The sequence below is a fragment of the Cryobacterium inferilacus genome (assembly GCF_019599185.1).
Taxonomy (GTDB): domain Bacteria; phylum Actinomycetota; class Actinomycetes; order Actinomycetales; family Microbacteriaceae; genus Cryobacterium; species Cryobacterium inferilacus.
In genome coordinates, this window is sequence record NZ_JAIEUL010000007.1 from 41439 (window position 1) to 65934 (window position 24496).

The window sequence follows — 24496 nt, forward strand, 5'->3', positions numbered from 1 at the left end:
CCAGTTTAGGGACTCGGCAGCGGTGCGCCGTCTCCGGCCAGGTGGGTCGCGGCCTGGTCCACCCGGTCGGCATCGTCGGCGTCGATCCAGTGCGTGTTCGGGTCACGCTTGAACCAGCTCACCTGTCGGCGGGCGTACCGGCGGGTGAGTTGTTGGGTGGCCTCGACGGCCTCGGCCCGCGACAGGGTGCCGCGCAGCTGACCGAGTGCCTGGGCGTAGCCGATGGCCCGGCTCGCGGTGACGCCCGTCTCCAGGCCGGCGGGAAGCAGCCCGTGCACCTCGTCGACCAGGCCGGCCGCCCACATCCGCTCGACCCTGGCATCGAGGCGGGGGGTGAGCACCTCGCGGGGCAGACGCAGCCCCAGGGTCACCGACTGCGTCCAATAGACCGGGTCGCCGGGCAGCACGGCCACGTGCGGTGCGCCGGTCAGCTCGACGACCTCGAGCGCCCGCACGAGTCGGCGTCCGTTGCTGGCACCGATGCGTGCGGCCGATTCCGGGTCCACGGCCTTCAGCCGCTCGTAGAGTGTTCCTGGGCCCTGGTCGGTGAGCTCGCCCTCGAGGCGGGCGCGCACCTCTGGGTCGGTGCCGGGGAACTGGAAGTCGTAGACGACCGAGGAGACGTAGAGGCCGGAACCGCCCACCAGGATCGGCACGGCCCCACGGTCGACGATGTCGCTGACGGCGGCCCTGGCCTCCCCCTGATACCGGGCGACGGTGGCCTCGTCGGCCACGTCGAGCACGTCGAGGAGGTGGTGCGGCACTCCGCGGCGATCGGCCAGGGGCAGTTTGGCGGTGCCGATGTCCATGCCGCGGTAGAGCTGCATGGCGTCGGCGTTCACGATCTCGGCCGGCCGGCCGGCCTCGATCAGGCGGGTGGCCAGGTCGAGCGACAGCTCGGACTTGCCGGTACCGGTGGGCCCGACGATGACAACCAGCACCGGGGCTAGCGTTCCGCGTCGTCGACGGGGTAGATCGGGATGGTGGTGGCGCCGCCGTGCTGGTTCAGGTTGCTGAGGTTGAGGCTGGGTGCCGACGGGCCGCCGACGCGCAGGGTCGGCAGGCCCAGGGAGACGGCGCCGCCGGCGGACGCGGCCGGGGCGGGGACTCCGCAGGACTCGGCCTCTGCGCGGTCCCAGGCCTCGCCGGAGATGGTGCGGCGGATGCGCAACGGCGCACCGTCGAGGGAGTCGGCGATGAGGTGGAACGGTGCGGCCTGGGTGACCGTCACGGTGACCATGTCGCCGGGGCGGGGCAGGTCGCTGCCTGCGGGCACGTCGAAATGCACGAGGCGGCTGTCGGGTGCGCGGCCGCTGAGCCGATGGGTGGCTCCGTCCTTGCGGCCCTCACCGTTGGCGACGAGGAGCTCGACCTCGCGGCCGATGACCTTGCGGTTCTCCTCCCAGGAGATGCGTTCCTGCAGCGCGATCAGGCGCTCGTACCGGTCCTGCACGACGGCCTTGGGCACCTGGTCGGCCATCGTGGCGGCGGGGGTGCCAGGGCGGATCGAGTACTGGAAGGTGAAGGCCGTGGCGAACCTGGACTCCTCGACCACCCGCATGGTCTCGAGGAAGTCCTCCTCGGTTTCGCCGGGGAAGCCGACGATGATGTCGGTGCTGATCGCGGCGTCCGGCATCTGTGCGCGCACCCGGTCGAGGATGCCGAGGAACTTGGTGGACCGGTAGGAGCGGCGCATGTCTTTCAGCACCTTGTCCGAGCCAGACTGCAGCGGCATGTGCAGCTGCGGCATCACGGCGGGGGTCTCGGCCATCGCGTCGATGACGTCGTCGGTGAAGGCGGCGGGGTGCGGGCTGGTGAAGCGGATGCGTTCGAGCCCGGTGATCTGGCCGGCCGCGCGCAGCAGCTTGCCGAAGGCGAGCCGGTCGCCGAACTCGACGCCGTAGGAGTTGACGTTCTGACCGAGCAGGGTGACCTCGATGGCACCGTCGTCGACGAGCGCCTGGATCTCGGCGAGGATTTCGCCGGGGCGGCGGTCCTTCTCCTTGCCGCGCAAGGCGGGAACGATGCAGAACGTGCAGGTGTTGTTGCAGCCGACCGAGATCGACACCCAGCCGCTGTAGCTGGAGTCGCGCTTGGTGGGCAGGGTGGACGGGAAGGTCTCGAGCGACTCGAGGATCTCCAGCTGGGCCTCACCGTTGTGACGGGCCCGTTCGAGCAGGCTCGGCAGCGACCCCATGTTGTGGGTGCCGAACACGACGTCTACCCAGGGCGCCTTGGCCAGGATGGTGGCCTTGTCCTTCTGGGCCAGGCACCCGCCGACGGCGATCTGCATGCCGGCGTGCTTGCGCTTGACCGAGGCGAGGTAGCCGAGGTTGCCGTAGAGCTTGTTGTCGGCGTTCTCCCGCACCGCGCAGGTGTTGATCACGACGATGTCGGCCTCAGCGCCGTCGGCCGACACGTAGCCGGCCGCTTCGAGGGAGCCGCTGAGCCGTTCGGAGTCGTGCACGTTCATCTGGCAGCCGAAGGTGCGCACCTCGTAGGTGCGCGCCCGGCCCTCGTCGTCCCTCGCCGCCGGAGACGGCGCGATCACGGTGGCCTCGTGCACTGACGGTTCGGGGGGCGACGGGGTGGCGAGGAATGGTGCGGTGACGCTGCTCATAGTTCCCCCAGCTTACGCGTGCACGCGGAACGTTCTTTAGCGGAACCGGACGGTCGACGTGCGGCCGGACCCACGCCGGGACGCCAGTGCCGCCTTGACGGCATCGCGAACCACCGAGGAGGCGTAGCCCTTGCGCATCAGGAACCCGGTCAGGCGTCGATCGATGGTGGCATCGTCGAACCTGTCCAGCTGCTGCACCCGTTTGAGCGCGAGCTCTGTGGCACGTTCGGCCTCGTCGTCCGGCATCTCCTCGAGCTTCTCGGCGATCAGCTCCGCGTCGAGTCCGCGTTGACGCATTTCGGCGGCGACACCGCTGCGTCCCAGGCCCTTGCGTTCATGGTGGCTGTGCATGATCTGATCGGCGAGTTTCTCCTCGTCGAGGTAGTGCAGCTCGGCGAAGCGCTCGAGAATCTCCTGCACGGCCTCCTCGTCGATATCGGTGGACCGCAGCAGCTTTTCGGCCTCGACGACGGACAGCGAGCGGCCGCGGAGCCGCTGAAGCAGCATCTTCTCCGCGTGCTCGCGTTCCTCCACCGCCAGGTCCGCCGCGTCGTCGGCCTGCTCGGCCGGGCTCGCCCCCGGCAGGTAGGTCACCGGGGCGAGGCCGCCTCGGGCCGCCCGGGAACCGGCGGCGGCCCGATCAGACGAGGGCTCGAAGTGCACCATGGCGGCTAGGCGCCCTTACGGGACGCAGCCTTGGACGCGATGCTGGGCACCTTGGCGCCGTCGGTCCCCGTTGCCGCGCCGGTCGCCTCGGCCGCTGCCGCAGCGGTAGCGGCGTCATCCGTGGCCTTCTTCGCGGCCTTGCCTTCTGCCCCGATGCCGAGCTTGTTCTTGATCTTGGTCTCGATCTCGTTGGCCATGTCGGCGTTGCGCAGCAGGAAGTTGCGCGAGTTCTCCTTGCCCTGGCCGAGCTGGTCCCCGTCGTAGGTGTACCAGGCGCCGGACTTCTTGACGATGCCCTGGTCGACACCGAAGTCGATCAGGCTGCCCTCGCGGGAAATACCGACGCCGTAGATGATGTCGAACTCGGCCTGCTTGAATGGCGGCGCCATCTTGTTCTTGACGACCTTGACCCTGGTGCGGTTACCGACGGCTTCGGTGCCGTCCTTGAGGGTCTCGATACGACGGATGTCCAGACGCACGGAAGCGTAGAATTTCAGCGCCTTTCCGCCGGCGGTGGTCTCCGGGCTGCCGAACATCACGCCGATCTTCTCGCGCAGCTGGTTGATGAAGATCATGGTGGTGTTGGTCTGGCTGAGGCCACCGGTGAGCTTGCGGAGGGCCTGCGACATCAGGCGGGCCTGCAGACCCACGTGGGAGTCACCCATCTCGCCCTCGATCTCGGCGCGCGGCACCAGGGCGGCCACGGAGTCGATCACGATCAGGTCGATCGAGCCGCTTCGCACGAGCATGTCGGCGATCTCGAGGGCCTGCTCACCCGTGTCGGGCTGGGAGACCAGGAGGGCGTCGATGTCGACGCCGAGCTTCTTGGCGTATTCGGGGTCGAGGGCGTGCTCGGCGTCGATGAACGCGGCGATGCCGCCGTTCTTCTGCGCGTTGGCGATGGCGTGCAGGGTGAGGGTGGTCTTACCCGAGGACTCCGGGCCGTAGATCTCTACGATGCGGCCACGGGGCAGCCCGCCTATACCGAGCGCCACGTCCAGCGCGATCGACCCGGTGGAGATGGTCTCGACGGGTGCGCGCTCGTCGCTGCCCAGGCGCATGACCGAGCCCTTGCCGAATTGGCGGTCGATCTGGGCGAGGGCGGTGTCGAGTGCCTTCTCGCGGTCTGCTGCTGATGCCATGGTGTGCTCCTTTGGGTCGTGCGCGTGGCGCCTATAGGCTGTCGTTTCGGTTGCCGGGAGGACCCCGGTGACCGTCTTCGACAAGGCAGGTGCGCTGTGTCGTTGACAAACCCGACTGTACGCAGCACCCCAGACACTGGCCGGGGAATGCCACGACGGTGCATAATCCGTCTTCGACCTCTACTGTGGAGGAGCCTACCAACAACCGAACACGCATTCGACGTTGTCACGGTGTGTCGCAGATATATCCCGAGCGGACGTTCGACGTCGGGGCGAGTCAGGTGCGAGCGGGCGGCAGGCCGGCGCCGTGGCGCCTGGCCGGCGGCACATCCGTTTCGTCGCAGAGCGCGAGCCAGACGTCGCGGGCGGGGACTCCGCTCGCGAGGGCCTGGTCCGCTGTTCGTCCGAGCGCACCGAGGACCAGGTCGCGGGTGAGAACCCGGCCGTAGCCCTCGCCGAACTCGTCGTTCAACGCTTGGCGAAACTCGCTCAATCGCATGCTGCTGTACTTCCAGTTGCTGGGGGCATTTGGGCGCCGCCGTGGGGGAACGGGACTAGCGCACCATCATGCTGGCATCGAACTTCGCCACCAGTTCGTCCGGCACGGTGTCGGGGAATCGATCGATTCCCTCGATGACGGCCAACCGGTCGCCGACTTCGCGCATGATCACTGAAATGGGGGTGTCCAACGCCTCTGCGACGGAAGCGAGAATCTCCGAGGAGGCTTCCTTCTGGCCGCGTTCCACTTCGGACAGATAACCGAGGGCCACGCTGGCCTTGCTGGCAACCTGACGCAGTGTGCGCCCCTTCTGCAGACGGAAGTCCCTGAGCACATCGCCGATTTCCTGACGAACAAGAATCATCGGAACCTCCTTCTTCGTGCTGTCTGAACTGCTGGGGCCCACTCAACCGGTCAGTTTCGTGTGGCGGATGGCCAACAGTACTCTATCCATCCGACACCTTGAGAGTACCCAACGGTGACTGGACTTTTCTTGTGAATATGTGTTCTGTAACCCGGTGGTAACACGAACTATTCCGACAATTCCGGCTTTCCGGTTTCCCTCAGCCGACACACAGCTTCGATGGCGGCTGCAACGGTTTGCGCGCGAATGCCGGCACGGTCGCCGTGCAGCAGCAGGGCGAGCGCCCAGGACCGGTCCCCCGTGGCCACGCCCAGGTACACCGTGCCGACCGGGCGGCCGTCCTGTTCGTCCGGTCCGGCGACACCCGTGGTGGCCACGCCGATGTCGGCCGGCCGGCCGTCGACGGCCAGCGCCGACCGCACACCGATCGCCATCTGCCGGGCGACCTCCGGGTGCACGGCGCCGTGTTCGGCGAGCAGTGCGGCGTCCACGCCCAGCACCGACTGCTTGAGTGCGGTGGCGTAGGCCACCACTGCCCCGACCACGACCGCGGATGCACCGGGAACGCGCACCAGATCGGCCACGAGCAGGCCACCGGTCAGGGACTCGGCGACCGCGATGGTGAGGCCGGCGGAGGTGAGGTCGGCGATCAGGCCGGATGCGGCATCCGTGCGGGCGGTCACGTCAGGACTGGTGCGGCTGCCGGTTGACCCGGCGGGCCGCGACGAGGTATTCGACGCCGGTGTAGACCGTGAGCAAGAGCGCGATGGTCATGGTGATCGTGTTGACCCAGTGGATCCAGTCGCCGAGGATCAGCCAGAGCGGCAGCAGCGCCAGCGAGATCGCCACCGACTGGGCGATGGTCTTGAGCTTGCCGCCGCGGGAGGCGGGAATGACCCGGTCGCTGAGCATGGCGAAGCGGAACACCGTGATGCCGATCTCGCGCACCAGGATGAGGATGGTGACCCACCAGGGCAGCTCCAGCAGGATGGACAGGCCGATCAGCGCGGCACCGGTGAGGACCTTGTCGGCGATCGGGTCGAGCAGCTTGCCGAGGTCGGTGACGAGGTTGTACCGCCGGGCGATGGCACCGTCGATGCCGTCGGTGGCGATCGCCACGATGAAGAGCACGGCGGCCCACCAGCGCAGAGCGCCGTCGGCGCCGTCGTCGACCAGCAGCATCCAGAAGAACAGCGGTGCCAGCAGGATGCGCACCACGGTGATGATGTTCGGCAGGTTCCAGTTCGAGGACACCGCCGGGGTGGTCGGGGTTGCCATGGGTCAGTCCCTGTCCGTGAGTTGCCAGGCGTCCTCGTCCGAGTCGCCCTCTTCCTCAGCGTACCCGTCACTCATTTTCGCGACCGGGTCGTCGGCGTAGCGCGGGTCGGGCGAGGACTGCTCGTGCGCCTGCGAACGCTGGGACTCTTCGAACTGCGACTTGGCGGTGGCGGCGTGCTGTTCGGCATCCGACCCGCGCAGCTTGGCCAGTACGCTGGGCAGCTGTTCGGCGGTGACGAGCACGTCACGGGCCTTGGAGCCCTCAGACGGACCGACGATCTCGCGGGATTCCAGCAGGTCCATCAGGCGGCCGGCCTTGGCGAAGCCCACCCGGAGCTTGCGCTGCAGCATCGAGGTCGACCCGAACTGGGTCGACACGACCAGTTCGGCGGCGGCGAGGAGCACCTCGAGGTCGTCGCCGATGTCGGAGTCGATCTCCTTGCGGGGCGCCTCGGCGGAGACGTCTGGCCGGTAGTCGGGCCTGGCCTGCTGGGTGACGTGCTTGACGACCCGTTCGATCTCGGCCTCGTTCACCCAGGCGCCCTGCACCCGCAGGGCCTTGGAGGCGCCCATCGGCAGGAACAGGGCGTCGCCCTGACCGATCAGCTTGTCGGCGCCGGGCTGGTCGAGGATGACCCTGGAGTCGGTGACGCTGGTGACGGCGAAGGCCAGGCGGGAGGGCACGTTGGCCTTGATCAGACCCGTGACCACGTCGACGCTGGGTCGCTGGGTGGCCAGCACCAGGTGGATACCGGAGGCGCGGGCGAGCTGGGTGATGCGCACGATGGAGTCTTCGACGTCACGCGGGGCGACCATCATCAGGTCGGCGAGCTCATCCACCACTACGAGCAGGTACGGGTAGGGCTTGAGCTTGCGGGCGCTGCCGGCCGGCAGCACGATCTCGTTGTTCACCACGGCCTTGTTGAAGTCGTCGATGTGCCGGAAGCCGAAGCTGGCCAGGTCGTCGTAGCGCATGTCCATTTCTTTCACGACCCACTGCAGCGCCTCAGCTGCCTTCTTCGGGTTCGTGATGATGGGCGTGATCAGGTGCGGCACACCGGCGTATGCGGCGAGTTCGACCCGCTTGGGGTCGATCAGCACCATGCGCACGTCACTCGGCTTGGCGCGCATGAGCAGGCTCGTGATCATCGAGTTCACGAAGCTGGACTTACCGGAGCCGGTGGAACCGGCCACCAGGAGGTGGGGCATCTTGGCGAGGTTGGCGATGACGAATCCGCCGCCGACGTCCTTGCCAACGCCGATGGTCATCGGATGCGTGCTGTTGGTCGCCGTGGCGGACCTGAGGACGTCGCCGAGGGTGACGATCTCCCGGTCGGTGTTGGGGATCTCGATACCGATGGCGCTCTTGCCGGGGATGGGCGAGAGGATGCGCACCTCGTTGGAGGCCACGGCGTATGAGAGGTTCTTGCTCAGCGCGGTAACCCGTTCGACCTTGACTCCAGGGCCGAGTTCGATCTCGTACTGGGTGACCGTCGGGCCGCGGGAGAAGCCGGTGACCCTGGCATCCACCGAGAACTGGCTGAGGACCTCGGTGATGGACTTGACGACCTCGTCGTTGGCCGCCGATCTGGCCTTGGCCGGGGGGCCGGCCGTGAGGGTGGTGGCCGCTGGCAGCACGTAGGGCAGCACGGGCTGTTCGCCGAAGGTGATCTCGGTCGCGGACCGGTCGACCGCCGTGGCGGCCGCGTCGAGCTCGTCCAGGCCGGACAGCACGTCGGTGGGGTCAGTGGGGTCGTCGGCCTGCAGGCCGGTGGCCCGCGGCAGTGCCTCGACCTCTCCGGTGTACCGCTTGATGGCTTCCTCGGCCTTGAGCAGGTCTTCGAGAACCTCGGTGCCGTAGTGGTCCTGACCGCGCACAGCCGGCGGTTCGGCGGGCTCGAGGGCGGTGTCGAAGCCGCCGATGGCGGCCTCGGGACCGCGGTTGAGCAGGGTGCTGAGCGGGTCGGCTGCCGGCGGGTCGGCCTCGTGCCGGTCGCGGGCCGCCTGGCCGCTCGACGCGGAGGAGACGGCGCTGGAGAAGTCGGGATCTTCCTCCCGCTTGCTGGTGTTGCGGCGCCACCAGGGCAGCACACCCTCGTCGGTGTCGTCGTCCTGGGCGGGGTCGAGGCCGTCCAGCTCGATCTGCTTGGTCTTGAGGGCCTGGATGCGTTCCTGGCGGATCTCCTTGGCGGCCGCGCGTTCTTCCGGCGCGGGCAGCGGGGTGCCGAACAACCAGCCGTAGAGCTCGCGGCTGCGTTCGCCGATCTTGTTCGGCGGGGTCTTGGTGATGATGAAGAGGCTGAGGATCAGCAGCAGGATCACGACGATGGCGGCGCCCACCGTGGTGATGAGGAAGATCAGCGGAGCCGCGATCATCCAGCCGAGGACACCGCCGGACAGCGCGAGCACTTCGACGCCCTGGGTGGGTTCCGGCTGCCCGCCGAAGATGTGGCAGAGGCCGGAGACCGTGACCAGGAGCAGGGACAGGCCGATGCCGATGCGGCCGTTGTCGTGCACGGAGCTCGGATTGCGAAACAGCCAGACGGCGAACAGCAGCAAGATCACGGGCAGGGCGAAGGCCAGTCGGCCGAAGAGGGCACCGAAGGTCCAGGCATCCAGGGTCTGGGCGATGGGATCGTTGATCAGGAACCACTCGACCACGGCACCCGCGATCGCCAGCAGCACCAGGAAGAAGGGCAGGCCGTCGCGGCGCTCCTCCTTGGACAGCTGCTCGGGGCCGAGCGCGCGGGCGGCGCCACCGGCCACGTGGGCCAGGCCCATCCACAGCCGCACGGCGAGGCCGGGCTTGGTCTCGGCCGCGGGGAACTTCACGGTCTTCTGGGAGGTGGTGGTGCCGGCTTTGCCGCGCGCGGTCGTTCCGGATCCGCGCGCAGGCGTGCTGCGGGCACGCCCGGTCGACTTAGTGCTCGTAGCCATGTGTCCCACGGTACCGCCGGTCGCCGACATCGGCGTGAGCCCACGCCCAATCCGGCCCGCGAAAGCGGTCGTGTGGCGGTCTCAGCCTGGCGGAGGTGACCACAGGACCGCTTTCGCGAAACATCAATAACGGATGGCGTCGATGACCTTGACCCGCACCGCCACCAAGGCGGGCAGCAGGCCGGCGAGGGCGCCGACTCCGGTGGCGCAGGCGAGGCCGAGCAGGGCCGCCTCGACCGGGAACGGCGGGAAGTCGGTGACCATGCCCTGGCCGATGAAGCCCTGCACGGTGGGGTTGGTGACGATGAGGACGGCCCCGATCACCCCGACAACGCCGGCCACGACGGTGGCGACGATGCTCTCCATCATCACCGAGAAGAACACCCGGCCGGCGGTGGCGCCGAAGCTGCGCCGCACGCCGATCTCCCGGATGCGCTGCTTGAGCGTGACCAGGGCGATGTTCACCAGGCCGAGGGCACCGAGAAGCAGTACCAGGCCGGCCACTCCGGCGACCAGCAGCTTGATCGACGCGAACGGGTCCTCGGCGTACGCGGCGTAGTCCTGACGGCTCGCCGACGCCTGGGTGCCCTCTCCGAGCGCTCCCACCGCGTCGCGCTGCAGCGCAGCGGTCAGGTCGTCGCTGATCGCCGGAGGCACCCACAGCTCGTAGTTGGGGATGCTCCCGCCGGACGCCAGCTGCTCGGGCGTGGTGAGGGCCGTGAGGGTGTCCATCAGCAGGTACATACCCGGTTCGGTTTCCCAGGTGTTCACCGGGTAGACCCCGGTGATCACCGCGGTGGTCGGCGTGCCGCCCAGCAGGGTGGTGGTGGGGTGCGTGGCCAGGTCGGGGCGGCCGAGCCGGTCGTAGAAGATCTCATTGATCAGCACGGCCGGTGCGAGGCGCTCGGCGTCGCCGGCGGTGAACCAGGCCCCCTCTGACATCGTCACGCGGTGCATCGTGCCGTATGGCTGGTCGACGCCGATCACCTGAACGGGCACGGCGCCATCCGTGAACTGCACGGTCTGGGTGGAGTAGAGCACTCGGCTGGCGTAGTCGATGCCGTATCGGTCGAGCGACGTGCTCCAGAAGTCCTGCATCGCGTCGGCGTCGACGGCGCTGCCGTCGCTCGTCGACACGTACAGCGACAGGGTCGCGCTGCGTCCGCCGCTGCGTTCGTTCTGTTCCACGATGGACTGCTGGGCGACGGCGCCGAGGCCGACGACGGTGGTGATGGCGCAGACCGCGACGGCCACACCGATCAGCGAGAGCATCACCCGGGTCTTGTGGATGCGCAGCTCCTGCCAGGCCTCGACGAACGAACCGACGACGTTGCTGAGCAGCCGGTTCACGCCGGCACCGCCACGAGCTGGTGCTGCGGCGCATCCGGTTCGACGGATGAGTCGGTGACGGTGAGCACGCCGTGGTCGAGCCGCAGGTGCCTGCTGGCCAGCGCGGCGATGGCGGGGTCGTGGGTGATGGTGATCAGCGCGGCGCCTGAGCCGGTGGCGACCTCGTCGAGCAACGCCATCACATCCGCGCCGGTCTCGAGGTCGAGCGCGCCGGTGGGTTCGTCGGCGAGGATCAGTCGCGGGCCGCGCACCAGGGAGCGGGCGATGGCCACCCGCTGCTGCTCGCCGCCGGAGAGTTTGTCTGGCATGGCGCCGAGCCGGTGGCCCAGGCCGACCCGGTCGAGCATCTCGGTGGCGATCCGGGCCCGCTGCCAGAACTGCTTGCCCTGCGCGTAGAGCAGCGGGGTCATCACGTTCTCCAGCGCCGTGCGGCCCTGCAGCAGGTTGAACTGTTGGAAGATGAAGCCGACGTCGCGGCCGCGCACCCGGTCGCGTTCGGCGGAGGAGAACGACTTGACCGGGCGGCCGTCGAACTCGAGGACTCCCGTGGTGGGGTTGTCGAGCAGGCCGAGCAGGTTGAGCAGTGTGGACTTGCCCGATCCGCTGCGGCCCACGATCGAGACCCGGTCGCCGACGGCCACGTCGAGGTCGACGCCGCTGAGGATGGTCAGCGGGGGTGCGTCGACGAGCTGCACGGTGCGGGTCACGCCCGCCAGGTGCAGCAGGGTCACTGGATCATCACCCCGGAGTCGTCGCAGAAGGTGCTGCCATCCGGCATGACGGTGCAGCCGTCCATGGTCGGGGCGACGGCGCCCGGCACGAACTGGTTGACCAGGTCGCCCTCGGCCAGGCCGTCGACGACCTGCACGTTGGTGCCGTCGTTCATGCCCAGGGTCACCGGGCGTTCCTCTGTGCTGCCGTCCTCGAGGGCGAACCAGACCACGCCGGTCTCGGCGGATCCCTTCACCGCCGTGGTGGGCACGACGAGCACGTTCTCGGCCTTGCCGCCGGCGATGGTGATCTCGGCGGCGAGCCCCGGGAACACGGTGACCTCGGCCGGGATCGAGCAGCTCACGGTGGTGCCGGTGCCGCCGGCGGCCGGAGCGCCGTCTGAGCCCGTCGCATCGGCATCCGCGCCCGCCAGCGGTGTGCTGATGCGCAGGCCGGTGCAGGTGAACGGGGCCGGACCGTTGGTGATGGCGATGGAGGCCTCGGTCGGCTGGGTGACCAGCCGGTACTGCTGTTCGGGGCTGAGCGAGCCGCTCACCGAGTAACTGGGCGGGGCGACCTGGCCGGTGATCTCGCCGATGGCGACGGACTGGCCGTGGATCACGGTGAGGGCGCTGAGCACGCCGTCGGCCGGCGCGAACACCTTCTCGAAGCTGATCGCGGGCTTGGGCTGGGTGATGGTGACCATGCCGGTCTCATCGGTGGTCTCGACCGGGTCGAGCACGGTCTCCACCTTGATGTCGTAGATCTTGTCGCCGGCGGTGACGGTCTGGCCCGCGGCGAAGAAGATCTCGTCGACGGTGCCGACGGCCACGGCCTTGACCGGCACTGCGGCGTCGGCAGACACCGTGCCAGGCAGGGTGACGTCGTTGGTGATGGTGCCCAGGGCCACGGGAACCTGCGGCTCGACGACCTGCCCGGTCGGCTGCGCCGGGTCGAGGGCCTCCGCGGTGTCGGCGAAGAACGCCAGCTTCACCAGGGCCACGGCGATGGCGGCAACCACCAGCAAACGGAGGATCGGAAAGACCCACTTGCGCATCACAGTCACGGACATCCCCCAAGGCTTCGGTTGCACCTGCGCGGTGCGGCTGGCTCGAGCCTAGGGGCTGGCCAGGGCCGTCGGGGCGGGTTTCGGGCAATATCCTCCTGCAGGATGACCCCCCTTTCGGCGGGGTGAGCGAACGCGTCAACCCCCGGCGCCGAGGGCGGTCGGGGGTTGACGGATGGTGCGGGTGGACCGGCTGCTTAGGCCTCGATGATCATCGGAACGATCATCGGGCGGCGGCGGAAGGACGACTGCACCCAGCGGCCGACGGTACGGCGCACCACCTGGGTGAGCGCGTAGGTGTCGTGGCTGCCGCTCTGGGCGGCCTCGGCCAGTGCGGCCTCGATCTTGGGTCGCACGGAATCGAAGACCGAGTCGTCTTCGGCGAAGCCCTTGGCGTGGATCTCCGGGCCGGTGATGATCTTGCCGGTGGACTTGTCGACCACGACGATGATCGAGATGAAGCCCTCCTCCGACAGGGTGCGGCGGTCGACGAGGTCGGCTTCGGTGATCTCGCCGACGGTGGAGCCGTCCACGTAGACGTAGCCGAGGTCGAGCTGGCCGACCTTCTTCACATCGCCGTTACGGAGGTCGAGCACGGTGCCGTCCTCGGCGAGGATGGCCCGGTCGACCGGCACCCCGCTCTGCACGGCGATCTTGGCGTTGGCCACCAGGTGGCGGTACTCGCCGTGCACAGGCAGCACGTTCTTCGGGCGCAGCACGTTGTAGACGTAGAGCAGTTCGCCGGCGGCGGCGTGTCCGGAGACGTGCACCTTGGCGTTGCCCTTGTGCACCACGTTCGCGCCGAGCTTGGTGAGGCCGTCGATGATGCGGTAGACCGCGTTCTCGTTGCCAGGGATCAGGCTGGACGCCAGGATGACGGTGTCGCCAGGGCCGACCTCGATCTGGTGCTCGCTGTTGACGATGCGGCTGAGAACGGCCATCGGCTCGCCCTGCGACCCGGTGGACATGTAGACGATCTTGTTGTCCGGGATGTTCCCGGCCTTCTTGAAGTCGATCAGCACGCCATCCGGCACCTTGAGGTAGCCGAGGTCGGCGGCGATGGTCATGTTGCGCACCATCGAACGGCCCAGCAGCGCCACGCGGCGGCCGTTGGCGTGCGCGGCGTCGAGCACCTGCTGCACCCGGTGCACGTGGCTGGAGAAGCTGGCGATGACGACACGGCGCGGGGCGCGGGCGATGACGTCTTCCAGGACCGGGCCGATGGCGCGTTCGCTCGGCGTGAAGCCGGGAACGTCGGCGTTGGTGGAGTCGACCAGGAACAGGTCGATGCCCTCTTCGCCCAGGCGGGCGAAGTCGCGGAGGTCGGTGATGCGGTTGTCCAGCGGCAGCTGGTCCATCTTGAAGTCACCGGTGTGCAGCACGCTGCCACCCTCGGTCTTGATCGCGACGGCGAGGGCGTCGGGGATCGAGTGGTTCACCGCGACGAATTCGAGGTTGAACGGGCCGAGGCGTTCCTTCTGGCCCTCCTTCACCTGCAGGGTGTACGGGGTGATGCGGTGTTCCTTGAGCTTGGCCTCGATGAACGCCAGCGTCAGGCCGGAGCCGATCAGCGGGATGTCCTGGCGGAGCTTGAGCAGGTAGGGCACCGCGCCGATGTGGTCTTCGTGACCGTGCGTGAGCACGACGCCGACGATGTCCTTGAGGCGGTCCTTGATCGGGGAGAAGTCCGGCAGGATGAGGTCGACACCGGGCTGGTGCTCCTCGGGGAACAGCACGCCGCAGTCGACGATCAGGATCTTGCCGTTGATCTCGAAGGTGGTCATGTTCCGGCCGATTTCGCCGAGTCCGCCGATGGGCGTGACGCGGAGAGTTCCCTTGGGGAGCGCGGGCGGTGCGTATACGTCGTTGGGCATAAGCCCTCCTAGTGTGGAATTGGTGGGTCTGGAAGTGGTGGTGCTGTTTATCTTTTAGCGTGTGGTTCCGGCGACCTTGGGCAGCGCGCCACCGGCGGCTGCGTTGCGGTCTGGCCGGAAGTTGGTGAAGTCGACACCGGGGATGTTGCGGACGAGGTCGATTTCGTCTTCGATCATCGCGGCCTCGGATTCCTCCGGGCCGACCAGCGGCAGGCGCACGCGGGGGCTGCCGATGCGGCCCAGCCCGTGCAGGATGTACTTGGCCGCGACGGTGCCGGGGACGTGGGTCATCACGGCGCGCACGAGCGGTTCGAGCTGCTGGTGTGCGAGCGTCGCAGCCTTGAGGTCGCCCGCGTTGACGGCATCCACCATCTGGCGGTACGGCTTGGCCGCGATGTTCGCGGTGACGCCGATCAGGCCGGTGGCACCGATCGACAGGTGCGGCAACACGTTCGGGTCGTCACCGGAGAAGTAGAGCAGGTCGGTCTGGTTGAGCACCCGGCTGACCTGGGCCAGGTCGCCCTTGGCGTCTTTGACCGCGAGGATGTTGGGGTGCTTCGCGGCACGCAGGATGGTCTCGTAGTTGATCGGGATGCCCGTGCGCCCCGGGATGTCGTACAGGATCACCGGCAGGTCGGTGGCATCCGCGATCATGCGGAAGTGCGTGAGCACACCGGCCTGGGTGGGCTTGTTGTAGTACGGCGTGACGATCATGTTGCCGTCGGCGCCGGCTTTCTCGCTCTGCCTGGCGAGCTGCATCGCGTGCGCGGTCTCGTTGGAGCCGCCGCCGGTGATGATCTTGGCGCGGCCGGCAGCGACATCCTTGCCCACCTCGACCAGGCGGAGCTTCTCCGGGTCGGTCAGCGTGGAGGTCTCACCGGTGGTGCCGGTGACGACGATGCCGTCCGCTCCGGCGGTGATGACGTCGTCGATGTGCTTCTCCACACCGGCCCAGTCCACCTCGCCATCGGCCGTGAATGGTGTCACCAGGGCGACGAGGACCTGCCCGAACGGGTTGAAAGGAGTAGACACGTTTTACAGGGTATCGTCTGCGGCGGCCGCGCGCGCCGCTCGCGGGGTTCTCGCGCACGTCAGATCCCGGCCGTGCGGCGGTTCACGGCGCCCGCACCGGGCCGTGCCGGTGTCATCTGGCGTCACACGAGCCCCCGGTGGGCGCGCCTGGCGTAGTCTCTCGGCATGAATCCTGCCGCCGCCCTGCTCCTGATCGTGCTGCTCGTCGCGGCCACGACGGGGCTGGGCCTGTTCTGGCGGCGCCGGCAGGGCCGGCTCACGGCGGGGTCCGGCCGGGACGCCTGTGAACCGGTGACCGCGGCCCAGCTCGGCAGCGCGGCGTCGTTGGGACAGCAGGCGACACTGTTGCAGTTCTCGACCGAGTTCTGCTCCCGTTGCCCCGGCACTGCCGTGTTGCTGCGCGGTGTGGCCGGGGAGCGGCCCGGTGTGGCGCACCTGGACGTGGACCTCACCCACCGGGCCGATCTGTCGCAGCGGTTCAAAATCCTGCAAACACCCACCACCCTGGTCCTCGACCGTGACGGCCGGGTGCGTGCCCGGGTGGGCGGGGTACCCAACCGGGCCGCGCTGCTCGCCCACCTCGACGACCTGTCCCGCGTCGGCTGAGCCGCCCGCCGTCCGTTCACTTCCCCACAGAGCAGGAACCTCCCCATGACCGATCCAACCAGCCCAGCCCGACAGCCCACCGGAATCGACCCGCGCGGGCCCCGCTTCGGGGCGCTGATCACCGCGATCGTGCTGCTCGTGGTGATCTTCCTCGCGCTGGTGGGCGCATCGGGGGCCGCCCTGGTCGTGCTCGCCGGTCAGACGGTCGTGTTCGCGTGGGGCACCTTCGCCGGCGTGGCGCGGCATCCGTACGGGCTGCTCTACCGCAGCCTGGTGCGCCCGCGGCTGGGACCGCCGGCCGAGCTCGAGGACCCGGCGCCGCCGACCTTCGCCCAGGGGGTCGGGCTCGCGGTGGCCCTGACCGGCGTGGTCCTCGGCCTGGCCGGGGTGCCGCTCGGTGTGCCCATCGCCGCCGCTGCCGCGTTCGTGGCCGCGTTCCTCAACGCCGTGTTCGATTACTGCCTGGGCTGCCAGCTCTACCTCCTGCTGGTGCGGGCGCGCATCCTGGGCCGCACTCCCAGCTCCGCCTGACCCTCCGCCTGACCGCGAGTTGCCCGCCTGACGGGCAGTTCACGAATGGCGCCCGGGAATTTCCTGGGAGCGTACAGGCGTGCCGGTTAGGCTGGTGATCCACTTTCCAGGAGGTATCACCATGGCTTTGACCAGCGAAGCAACCACCGTATGGACCGGCGACCTGATGAGCGGCTCCGGTACCGTCACCCTCGACTCCTCGCACGCCGGCTCCTTCCCGGTGAACTGGAAGGCCAGGGCGGAGGGCACGGCGAACACGACCAACCCCGAGGAGCTGCTGGGCGCCGCTCACGCATCCTGCTTCTCAATGGCCCTGGCCAACATCCTCACCAGTGCCGGTCACGCGCCCACCAGCATCCAGACCACCGCGGCCGTCACGTTCGTCGCCGGCACCGGCGTCACCGGCAGCCACCTGCTCGTCAGTGCCAGCGTGCCCGGCATCACCGAGGAACAGTTCGAGGCCTTCGCCGAAGACGCCAAGGTGAACTGCCCGATCTCGCAGGCCCTCACCGGTATCCCGATCACCATCGAAGCCGAACTGGCCTGAGCGGCAGCCGGACACTCCCATGCGCATACTCATTTCCGGTTCCTCCGGGCTGGTCGGCACCGAACTGCGCCGCCAGCTGCAGGCCGCGGGGCACTCCGTCGTCAGTCTGGTGCGACGCCCGTCGCGCGGTCCCTCGGAGATCCGCTGGGATCCGGCGACGCTGAGTCTTGATCCGACGGCGTTCGACGGCATCGATGCCGTGGTCAACCTGTCCGGGGCGTCAATCGGACGACTGCCCTGGACGAAGGCGTATCGTCGCCAGATCATGGAGTCCAGGGTGCAGGCCACCCGCACGCTGACCGACGCGATGCGCCTGGCCGCCACACCACCGGCGGTGCTGCTCAACGCCTCAGCGGTCGGCGTGTACGGCAACCGTCCAGGGGAAGAGCTCACCGAGGAGTCAGCGCACGGCACCGACTTCCTCGCCACCGTCGTGACGGCGTGGGAAGCGGAGGCCAGACTCGCTCCGGCATCCACTCGGGTGGTCATGTTGCGTACTGGTTTGGTGCTGGCCAAGGGCGGTGCCCTCAAGCCGCTGCTGCCAATCGTCAAACTCGGTCTCGGCGGGCCGCTCGGCCGTGGCACGCAGACCTGGCCGTGGGTGAGCCTGCACGATGAGGCGGCCGCGATCGTGCACCTGCTCACCTCCGAGCTGAGCGGTCCGGTGAACATCGCCGGGCCCGCTCCGGCCACCGCGAACGACGTGATCCGGGCCGTGGCGACGGCCCTGCGCCGTCCGTTCCTGGTTCCGGTGCCGGAGAAGGTGCTCACGCTGGCGCTGCAGGATGCCGCCAAGCAGCTGCTGCTCTCCGACCAGCGGGTGAGTTCGGCCCGACTGCAGGCCGACGGCTTCAGGTTCACGCACCGCACGGCCGCCGAAGCGGTCACCTGGATGCTGCGCTAGCCTCACCGCCGTATCCCGCTTTTCGCGACGCGCGGGTCGCGCGCCGTTTCGCGGGTGGCACGGAGGGTGTTGATTTTTGGGCGTGGCGTTCCGGACCGTGTTTGGATGGTCGGGGAAAATTGATTATGGCTCGCAATTATCGTCCTGTGGATCGTGATCAACCTTTTCTGGTGCCGCCAGATATGCGGGAGTGGTTGCCGGCGGATCATCTGGTGTGGTTCGTCCTCGAGGTCGTCGCGGAGTTGGACACGAGCGTGTTGCACGCGAAGTCCAAGCGCGGTGGCACGGGCCGTGAAGGCTATGACCCGGACATGTTGTTGGGTGTGTTGTTTTACGCCTCGACGCAGGGCATCAGGTCGTCTCGTCAGATCGAGCGGGCGTGTTCGGAGGATGTTGCGTTTCGGGTGTTATGCGCCCAGGACGTGCCTGATTACACGGTGTTGGCGAAGTTCCGCCAGGCCCACCAGGATGCGATGGCTGGCTTGTTCGCGCAGGTGTTGGCGTTGTGTGTTGGTCGGGGTTTGGGCCGGTTTGGGGTGATTGCGGTGGATGGGACGAAGATCAAAGCGAACGCGTCGAAAGAGAAGATGCGCACGTTGAAGAAGTTGCGTGAGCTTGCCGCGGAAGAGTTGGCCGCCGCTGCCGACGTCGACGAGGCTGAGGACGCCGCCCTGGTGCCGTCCGCGAGCGAGGACCTGCCGCCGGGGTTCGAGCCGGGGTCGGATCGCCGGTCCAGGATTCGGGCGGCGATCAAGGACCTCGAAGAGGTCGTCGAGGACGAGAACAAACCCCACGACGACGCGTTGGAGAAACGGTTGGCTAAGGCTGAGGCGAAGCTGGCCCGGTTGGAGGCGAACCGGGCGGCTCTGCAGCAGAAGTATGACGACGCGGTTGCGAATAACCGGCCGACCCGGCCCGCACCGCGGCCGGACACGACCCGGCTTCAGGATGCCCGGAAGGGCGTCGCTCACGCGCACACGCTCCTGGCGCGTTCTGCCGCGCAGGCGGCGAAGGAAGCCTCGGGCGAGGCGGATCGGATCCGCCGGACCCGGCGGATTCTGCAGCGCAACACCACCGACCCGCAGGCCCGGATGATGCACACCCGGAACGGTTACATCATGGGTTACAACGCTCAACTCGCCGTCGCTGAGGGCCAGTTGATCGTCGCCGTGAGCGCGACGGATGCCCCGAACGATCAGGAACAACTCGTGCCCATGATGCGGCAAGTTGAAGCGGCCCTGCAGCACTGCCGAGCCGTGACGGACCGCACCGATCTGGACGTTGGGACCGTCGTGTTTGACAACGGATACCTCTCCGAAGACAACGTCGCCGCACCCGGTTACGACCGTTTGATCGCGCCGGGCCGCGGCACGATGAAGGATGGCAAGTGGGCTGGGAAAGTGAAGGGCCAGGAGGGCCACAAGATCACCGGCGCCGCTCAAACGATGCTCACCAAGCTCGCCTTGCCGGGCAATCAAGAGATCTATAACCGGCGTTCACCGATCGTTGAACCCGTCAACGGGCACCTCAAAGACCGGCGTCGCCTGCGGCAATTCGGCCGCCGCGGCCTCGCCGCTGTTGATGCCGAGCTCAACTTCGACGCGATGACCACGAACCTGATGAAACTCTTCACCCAGGTCTGGCAACCAGCCCGAATCGCGACCTAACAGCCCCTGGGAACCCAGGGCTCCGGCAGAGAAACCGGCCAACACGGGGCCGACCACGCCCGAAAACGGCCGGCGATCAGCCGCATCCGCCTCAAAAGACAAGGTCGCCGCCGCCGACCACCCGAGCCCAAAAACCAGCCGACCACCGACACAAATAATCAACAGCCTCCACGCCACCCGCGAGGCGGCGCTGCACCCGCGCAGCACCCCGGGGTCCACACCCGGCGCGGCCGATGGGCCCTCCTCCCCCGATGCTCCGGGTCGACGTTGTGCACCGTTCCCGGCCCGGAGTACCTCGGCCGGGTCCGTGCGGGCAGAGTCCCTCCATGACCGACCCCCGCCCCCAGCCCGCTCACCTCCCCGAGGTGATCCTTGCCGCCGATTTCCGGCACGCGTTCGGCGTCGACCTGCGCCTGCGCCGAGGTGCCCAACGTGGCATTCTGCACCGCTTGGGGCGGGGTCAGTACACTCCGGCGGAGGTCTGGGCCGGCCTGAACCGCGACCAGCGGTACGCGGTGACGGTGCGCGCGGCAGCGCACAGCCGAACGGGTGCGTTCCCGCTCTCGCACCACTCGGCCGCGGCACTGTGGGGGCTGCCGCTGCTGGCGCACTGGCCGCACGAGGTGCATTTCCTCACCGAGCGTGCGTCCGGTGGCCGGTCGGACCCGGGCATCCGCAAGCACGCGGTGGGCTTCGACGACCAGGACGTCGAGCTGCGCGACGGGGTGCTCGTGACGTCCATCGCCCGCACGGTCATCGAACTGGCCACGGTGGTAGACCTACGCTCGGCGGTCGCCGCGGCCGACCGGGCCCTGGCCGTCGACCGCACAGGCCGCACCCCACCACTCACCGACCGGGCGGCCCTGCTCGAGACCTGGCAACGGATGCTGCCCTTCCGGGGATCCGTGCGGGCGCGCACGGTGATCGACTTCGCCACGGATCTCTCCGGATCCCCGATGAATCGGGCAGCCGCGTCTCGATCGCGCTGGCCGGATTGCCCGATCCGCTGCTCCAGTACCGATTCGTCGTCGACGATCGGGAGGTGTACACCGACTTCTTCTGGCCGTCCAGACGCGGCGTGGGCGAGAGCGACGGTCGGGTGAAGTACTTCGACCCCGTCATGCTCGCCGGGCGCACACCGGCTGAGGTGGTCTACGAGGAGAAGCTGCGTGAGGACGCCATCCGACGCCAGGTCACCGGCTTTGTGCGGTGGGACCACAGCACGGGCATGAGTGTGCCCCGCCTGACGGCCCGCCTCGCCGTGCTGGGCCTTGAGCCTGGCCGTCCGCGTCTGATGGGCTGAGGCCTTGGACACCGCGGCAACGGCGATGCGGGTGCCCGTCGGAGCGGAACCCCACAGAGCCGGCCGGAGGGGCGCAGGGGCGCTAGGAGGCCGACTTCTCCAGGGCCATCGCGGTGCGGAGCGCACCGCGGGCACGGCGGCGGTCGCCGGAGGCGTCGTAGGCGAGCCCCAACCGGAACCAGGCGCGCCAGTCCTCCGGGGCGGCATCCACGGCATCACGGAACTCGGGGAACTGCGCGTCGGCGGCCTCCCGGTACGGTCGCCCGCTCGGCCGGGTCGGCAGATCGTCGATGGGCAGTGCGCCCTCGGCATCAAGCTGCTTGACCAGGCGTTCGCACCTCGCACCGAACAGAATTTCCCGCACCAGCGCCCAGGCGCCGATGATCGGCAGCACGATGAGCGCGACCCCGATGAGGATGCCTTCGGGTTCGCCGCTCTGCACGAACAGCACCGCACGCCAGCCGACGAGCACCAGGTAGAACACCAGCAGAACGGCCATCACGACAACGGCGATGCGACCCTTCATTCGCCGGGCTCCATCTCTGCCTCTTCCGGCCGGGCCGGAGGCACCGGTTGCGCCGGCGCTGCGTCGGCAGTCTCGCCGCCCAGTCCGAGGTCGATGAGCCGGTCGAGGCCGACGGTGACGCCGACACAGTCCCGGGTGGCGGCCAGGGCCACGAGGATGCCGCGCTCGTACGCATCCGCTGAGAGCGTGTTGTGGGTGATGGTGAGGGTCTCCCCCGCGCCGCCGAAGATCACGTCTTGGCGTGCGAGCACCCCGGCCAGACGCAGGCTGTGCACGGGCACGGTGGCCACCTGCTGGCCGCGGGCACGCTGGTCGATGTACGGTGCGGCGACTGGGCCGAGGCCGGCCCTGGCGGCCGCCATCAGCTCGGCGGTGCGCACCGCGGTTCCCGACGGGGAATCGACCTTGGCGGCCTGGTGCGCCTCGACGATCTCGACCGAGTCGAAGAACCGGGCGGCGAGGGCCGCGAACGCCGTGCCCAGCACCGATCCGAGCGAGAAATTGGGGATGATGACGACGCCGACGTCGCTGCGCCCCTTGAGCTTGTGACCGAGCGCGTCGATGCGGGCCTGGGACCAGCCGGACGTGCCCACCAGCACCCGGATGCCGTTGTCGAGCGCGAAGTCGACGACACCCTGGCTGACCGACGGCATCGTGAGGTCGATCGTAATGTCGGCGCCGAGCATCTCGCTCAGTTCGCTGGCCGAGTTGAGTCTGGCGACCACCTCGTAGCCCGGTTCTTTCTCGACCAGGTCGCAGACCAGGCGCCCCATCTTGCCCGTTGCGCCGACGATGGCCACCCGTGTTGTCATACGGCCAATCTACCAAGCGGCAGGAGCGGTTTCGCCGGCGCGCGGCCGATGCGACGTCGACAGCCCAGCTGCTGCGAGCCCGGCGCGGCCCGACGACGACGCCCCCGGGTTGAGAAGGCCGAGAACCGGTGCTTCTATCTGTCGGGTAACACTGCAATGTCCCCAGTCCCAGCGCAGAAGTTCGATGGCGCTTTCCGCACCGAGCCGGAAGAGGTGTCAACGTGGCCGATCCATCCGCCGGAAACGTGCCCGGCCAGCCGGGAGATCGGTCTGCATCCCGCCGCCGGGAAGAGGATGAACTCAGGCGACTGCGCACCGCGGCCCTGTTCGCCGCCGCGGCCGACTCCTCGGCGGAGGCCCGGCTCGGCATCCACCAGCGGATCGTGCTCGACCACCTCGAGATCGCCGAGATCGTGGCGAAGCGTTACGCCGGCCCGCGCTCGGACTGGAGCGACCTGAAACAGGTGGCGAGCCTGGGCCTGATCAAGGCCGTCAAGGGCTTCGACCTGGCCAAGGGCAGTGACTTTGTCGCCTACTGTGTGCCCACCATCGCCGGCGAGGTGAAGCGTCACCTCCGTGATCACGGCTGGTTCGTGAGGCCACCACGCGCGGTGCAGGACCTCCGCGCCCGAATCACCGAAGAGAGCCAGAGTCTGGCGCAGGCCCTCGGCCGCGAGCCATCCTCTCGCGACCTGGCCAGCGCACTGTCGGTGAGGGTGGGCCAGGTCACGGAGGCGCTGCAGAGCGAGGGCAGCCTGCGACCGGTGTCGCTGGACATCGGCCCGGACGCCGACGGTGACGACCTCGCGCACCCGCGCTCCCTGCTGGCCGTGCTCGCCAGCGATGACGCCGTGCTGGAGCAAGCCGAAATGCGGGTGCTCGTGGTGCAGGCCTGCCGGGGGCTCACCGCCCGGGAACGCCACATCGTGTATCGGCGGTACTTCGAAGACTGGACCCAGGCCCAGATCGCCCTGGAGTTGCGGGTCACCCAGATGCAGGTGTCGCGCCTACTCGGCGGCATCCTGGTCAAATTGCGTCGGGAGCTGGGCGTGGCGCCAGCACCACCGGCAGCCCCTGATGGGCCCCGGCACGGTCAACGCGGCCGGCCGAGGGACTCGACGGCGGCGACCACTTCTGCCGACGTCACGGCCAGGAGCGCCGGGTCCGGCTGAGAGGCGAACGGGTCACCGGTCCGGTGACGGTCGCCGGTCAGGGCGATATGCGGCCCGTCGGCCGGAGGCCCCCACAGGGACGGCGGCATCGGCCCGAACAGAACCACGGAGGGCGTGCGGTAGGCGCTGGCCAGGTGGGCGGCGCCGGTGTCTGCGGAGACCACGACGTCGGCATCGGCGATGAGCCCGGCGAACTCGGCCAGGCCAAGGCGCCCTGCGAGATTGGCCCTGCCCGGCAGACCTGCGGCCCGCACGACGGCCGCGGCCCTGGTCTGGTCCGCTTCGCTGCCTGTGACCAGCACCTGTCGGCCGTCGTCGGAGAGGGCTCTGGCCACCGCCGCGAAACGGTCGGCCGGCCACCGCCGGGAGGCGTAAGCCGCGCCCACGTGCACGATTGCCGCTCCGGGCACCACTCCGGGCAGAGCCGGCCGGGCGATCGCCACCTCGGCGGGGTCCGCAGGCATGCCGTGGGCGTCCATCAGCCGGCTCCATCGAACCCGTTCGTGCAGGCCATCCTGCCAGGTAGGTCCGGCCCAGCCCGGCTCGCGGTGCCCGATCTTGCGTCGAGCCGCGAGCGCGTCGAGCAGGCGCGTACTGACCGGACCGCGACCGTGCAGGTTCACCACCACATCGGCCTCTCCGGCGCGCATTTTGATCGGCGCCTGAATTCCAGATGTCGGCAGCACAGCGTGGATACCCCCGATCAGGTCCACCACGGGCTCGAGCCAATCGGGCGTCGCGAGCACCAGCCGATGTTCCGGACAGTTCCTGTTCAGCGCGCGGAAGGCCGGCACCGCGGTCAGCAGGTCCCCGAGGCCCAGGGCGCGCAACACCAGGAGCACAGGTCGGCCCGGATCAGCCGGCGGGCCTGCGGATGCATCTGGCATGC

General features: G+C 68.7%; 25 protein-coding genes. 8 read left to right on the forward strand and 17 right to left on the reverse strand.

The genetic code is table 11. From position 1 onward, the window contains the following. Window positions 1-5: 5 nt before the first annotated feature. The 14 genes from miaA to dapA all read right to left on the reverse strand — a co-directional run bounded on the left by miaA (window position 6) and on the right by dapA (window position 15539). Window positions 6-941: a tRNA (adenosine(37)-N6)-dimethylallyltransferase MiaA gene (gene miaA / locus K2F54_RS08100; protein WP_220605366.1), complete on the reverse strand. Its 936-nt coding sequence runs from the start codon at window positions 939-941 to the stop codon at window positions 6-8. 5 nt (window positions 942-946) lie between these two features. After that, window positions 947-2620, reverse strand: a complete 1674-nt coding sequence (gene miaB, locus K2F54_RS08105) for a tRNA (N6-isopentenyl adenosine(37)-C2)-methylthiotransferase MiaB (protein WP_220605367.1) — start codon at window positions 2618-2620, stop codon at window positions 947-949. A gap of 36 nt (window positions 2621-2656) precedes the next feature. After that, window positions 2657-3286, reverse strand: a complete 630-nt coding sequence (locus K2F54_RS08110) for a regulatory protein RecX (protein ID WP_220605368.1) — start codon at window positions 3284-3286, stop codon at window positions 2657-2659. A gap of 5 nt (window positions 3287-3291) precedes the next feature. Next, entirely contained in the window at window positions 3292-4428 is a 1137-nt protein-coding gene (gene recA / locus K2F54_RS08115) for a recombinase RecA (protein WP_220605369.1), read from the reverse strand. Window positions 4429-4705: 277 nt separating this feature from the next. Continuing rightward, entirely contained in the window at window positions 4706-4927 is a 222-nt protein-coding gene (locus K2F54_RS08120; RefSeq protein WP_220605370.1) for a DUF3046 domain-containing protein, read from the reverse strand. Between the two features lie 55 nt (window positions 4928-4982). After that, window positions 4983-5291 (reverse strand): helix-turn-helix domain-containing protein, encoded by a 309-nt coding sequence (locus K2F54_RS08125; protein WP_220605371.1) that lies wholly within the window; start codon window positions 5289-5291, stop codon window positions 4983-4985. 167 nt (window positions 5292-5458) lie between these two features. Continuing rightward, window positions 5459-5974: a CinA family protein gene (locus K2F54_RS08130; RefSeq protein ID WP_220605372.1), complete on the reverse strand. Its 516-nt coding sequence runs from the start codon at window positions 5972-5974 to the stop codon at window positions 5459-5461. 1 nt (window position 5975) lies between these two features. Then, the gene (pgsA, locus tag K2F54_RS08135; RefSeq protein ID WP_220605373.1) at window positions 5976-6569 is read right to left on the reverse strand and encodes a CDP-diacylglycerol--glycerol-3-phosphate 3-phosphatidyltransferase; all 594 of its coding nucleotides are present in this window, start codon (window positions 6567-6569) and stop codon (window positions 5976-5978) included. Between the two features lie 3 nt (window positions 6570-6572). Beyond that, a complete protein-coding gene (locus K2F54_RS08140) occupies window positions 6573-9506 on the reverse strand; it encodes an FtsK/SpoIIIE family DNA translocase (RefSeq protein WP_220605374.1) in 2934 nt (977 codons plus the stop codon). Window positions 9507-9629: 123 nt separating this feature from the next. Next, entirely contained in the window at window positions 9630-10856 is a 1227-nt protein-coding gene (locus K2F54_RS08145) for an ABC transporter permease (RefSeq protein ID WP_308287576.1), read from the reverse strand. Next, window positions 10853-11587 (reverse strand): ABC transporter ATP-binding protein, encoded by a 735-nt coding sequence (locus K2F54_RS08150; protein WP_220605375.1) that lies wholly within the window; start codon window positions 11585-11587, stop codon window positions 10853-10855. The genes K2F54_RS08145 and K2F54_RS08150 overlap by 4 nt, the downstream gene beginning before the upstream one ends. Next, the gene (locus K2F54_RS08155; RefSeq protein ID WP_220605376.1) at window positions 11584-12639 is read right to left on the reverse strand and encodes an efflux RND transporter periplasmic adaptor subunit; all 1056 of its coding nucleotides are present in this window, start codon (window positions 12637-12639) and stop codon (window positions 11584-11586) included. Before K2F54_RS08155 ends, K2F54_RS08150 begins: the two co-directional genes overlap by 4 nt. Before the next feature lie 191 nt (window positions 12640-12830). Next, window positions 12831-14507, reverse strand: a complete 1677-nt coding sequence (locus K2F54_RS08160; RefSeq protein WP_220605377.1) for a ribonuclease J — start codon at window positions 14505-14507, stop codon at window positions 12831-12833. Between the two features lie 54 nt (window positions 14508-14561). After that, on the reverse strand, window positions 14562-15539 hold the full coding sequence (dapA, locus tag K2F54_RS08165) for a 4-hydroxy-tetrahydrodipicolinate synthase (RefSeq protein ID WP_110126236.1): 978 nt from the start codon (window positions 15537-15539) through the stop codon (window positions 14562-14564). Window positions 15540-15704: 165 nt separating this feature from the next. Between dapA and K2F54_RS08170 the strand changes: the two genes are divergently transcribed. The 7 genes from K2F54_RS08170 (at window position 15705) to K2F54_RS08200 (ending at window position 21097) form a co-directional block, all read left to right on the forward strand. Then, on the forward strand, window positions 15705-16145 hold the full coding sequence (locus K2F54_RS08170; RefSeq protein WP_220605378.1) for a TlpA family protein disulfide reductase: 441 nt from the start codon (window positions 15705-15707) through the stop codon (window positions 16143-16145). A gap of 45 nt (window positions 16146-16190) precedes the next feature. Then, complete coding sequence (locus K2F54_RS08175) at window positions 16191-16676, forward strand: DUF4395 domain-containing protein (protein ID WP_220605379.1); 486 nt, start codon at window positions 16191-16193, stop codon at window positions 16674-16676. A gap of 121 nt (window positions 16677-16797) precedes the next feature. After that, window positions 16798-17223, forward strand: a complete 426-nt coding sequence (locus K2F54_RS08180; RefSeq protein WP_220605380.1) for an OsmC family peroxiredoxin — start codon at window positions 16798-16800, stop codon at window positions 17221-17223. 19 nt (window positions 17224-17242) lie between these two features. After that, window positions 17243-18127 carry a TIGR01777 family oxidoreductase gene (locus K2F54_RS08185; protein WP_220605381.1) on the forward strand — a complete coding sequence of 295 codons (885 nt, stop codon included), beginning with the start codon at window positions 17243-17245 and terminating at the stop codon, window positions 18125-18127. Window positions 18128-18252: 125 nt separating this feature from the next. Continuing rightward, a complete protein-coding gene (locus K2F54_RS08190) occupies window positions 18253-19794 on the forward strand; it encodes a transposase (protein WP_220605382.1) in 1542 nt (513 codons plus the stop codon). Window positions 19795-20120: 326 nt separating this feature from the next. Continuing rightward, entirely contained in the window at window positions 20121-20897 is a 777-nt protein-coding gene (locus tag K2F54_RS08195) for a hypothetical protein (RefSeq protein WP_220605383.1), read from the forward strand. Further along, on the forward strand, window positions 20873-21097 hold the full coding sequence (locus K2F54_RS08200) for a hypothetical protein (RefSeq protein ID WP_220605384.1): 225 nt from the start codon (window positions 20873-20875) through the stop codon (window positions 21095-21097). The genes K2F54_RS08195 and K2F54_RS08200 overlap by 25 nt, the downstream gene beginning before the upstream one ends. An 82-nt stretch (window positions 21098-21179) precedes the next feature. On the opposite strand, the gene K2F54_RS08205 is transcribed toward K2F54_RS08200, so the two are convergent. Next, a complete protein-coding gene (locus tag K2F54_RS08205; protein ID WP_220605385.1) occupies window positions 21180-21623 on the reverse strand; it encodes a tetratricopeptide repeat protein in 444 nt (147 codons plus the stop codon). Beyond that, window positions 21620-22435: a 4-hydroxy-tetrahydrodipicolinate reductase gene (gene dapB / locus K2F54_RS08210; protein WP_220605386.1), complete on the reverse strand. Its 816-nt coding sequence runs from the start codon at window positions 22433-22435 to the stop codon at window positions 21620-21622. Before dapB ends, K2F54_RS08205 begins: the two co-directional genes overlap by 4 nt. A 221-nt stretch (window positions 22436-22656) precedes the next feature. On the opposite strand from dapB, the gene K2F54_RS08215 reads away from it, so the two are divergent. Continuing rightward, window positions 22657-23607, forward strand: a complete 951-nt coding sequence (locus K2F54_RS08215; protein ID WP_220605387.1) for a sigma-70 family RNA polymerase sigma factor — start codon at window positions 22657-22659, stop codon at window positions 23605-23607. On the opposite strand, the gene K2F54_RS08220 is transcribed toward K2F54_RS08215, so the two are convergent. After that, window positions 23529-24494, reverse strand: coding sequence for a glycosyltransferase family 9 protein (locus K2F54_RS08220; RefSeq protein WP_220605388.1), 966 nt, complete (start codon window positions 24492-24494; stop codon window positions 23529-23531). The genes K2F54_RS08215 and K2F54_RS08220 overlap by 79 nt on opposite strands. Between the last annotated feature and the right edge of the window lie 2 nt (window positions 24495-24496).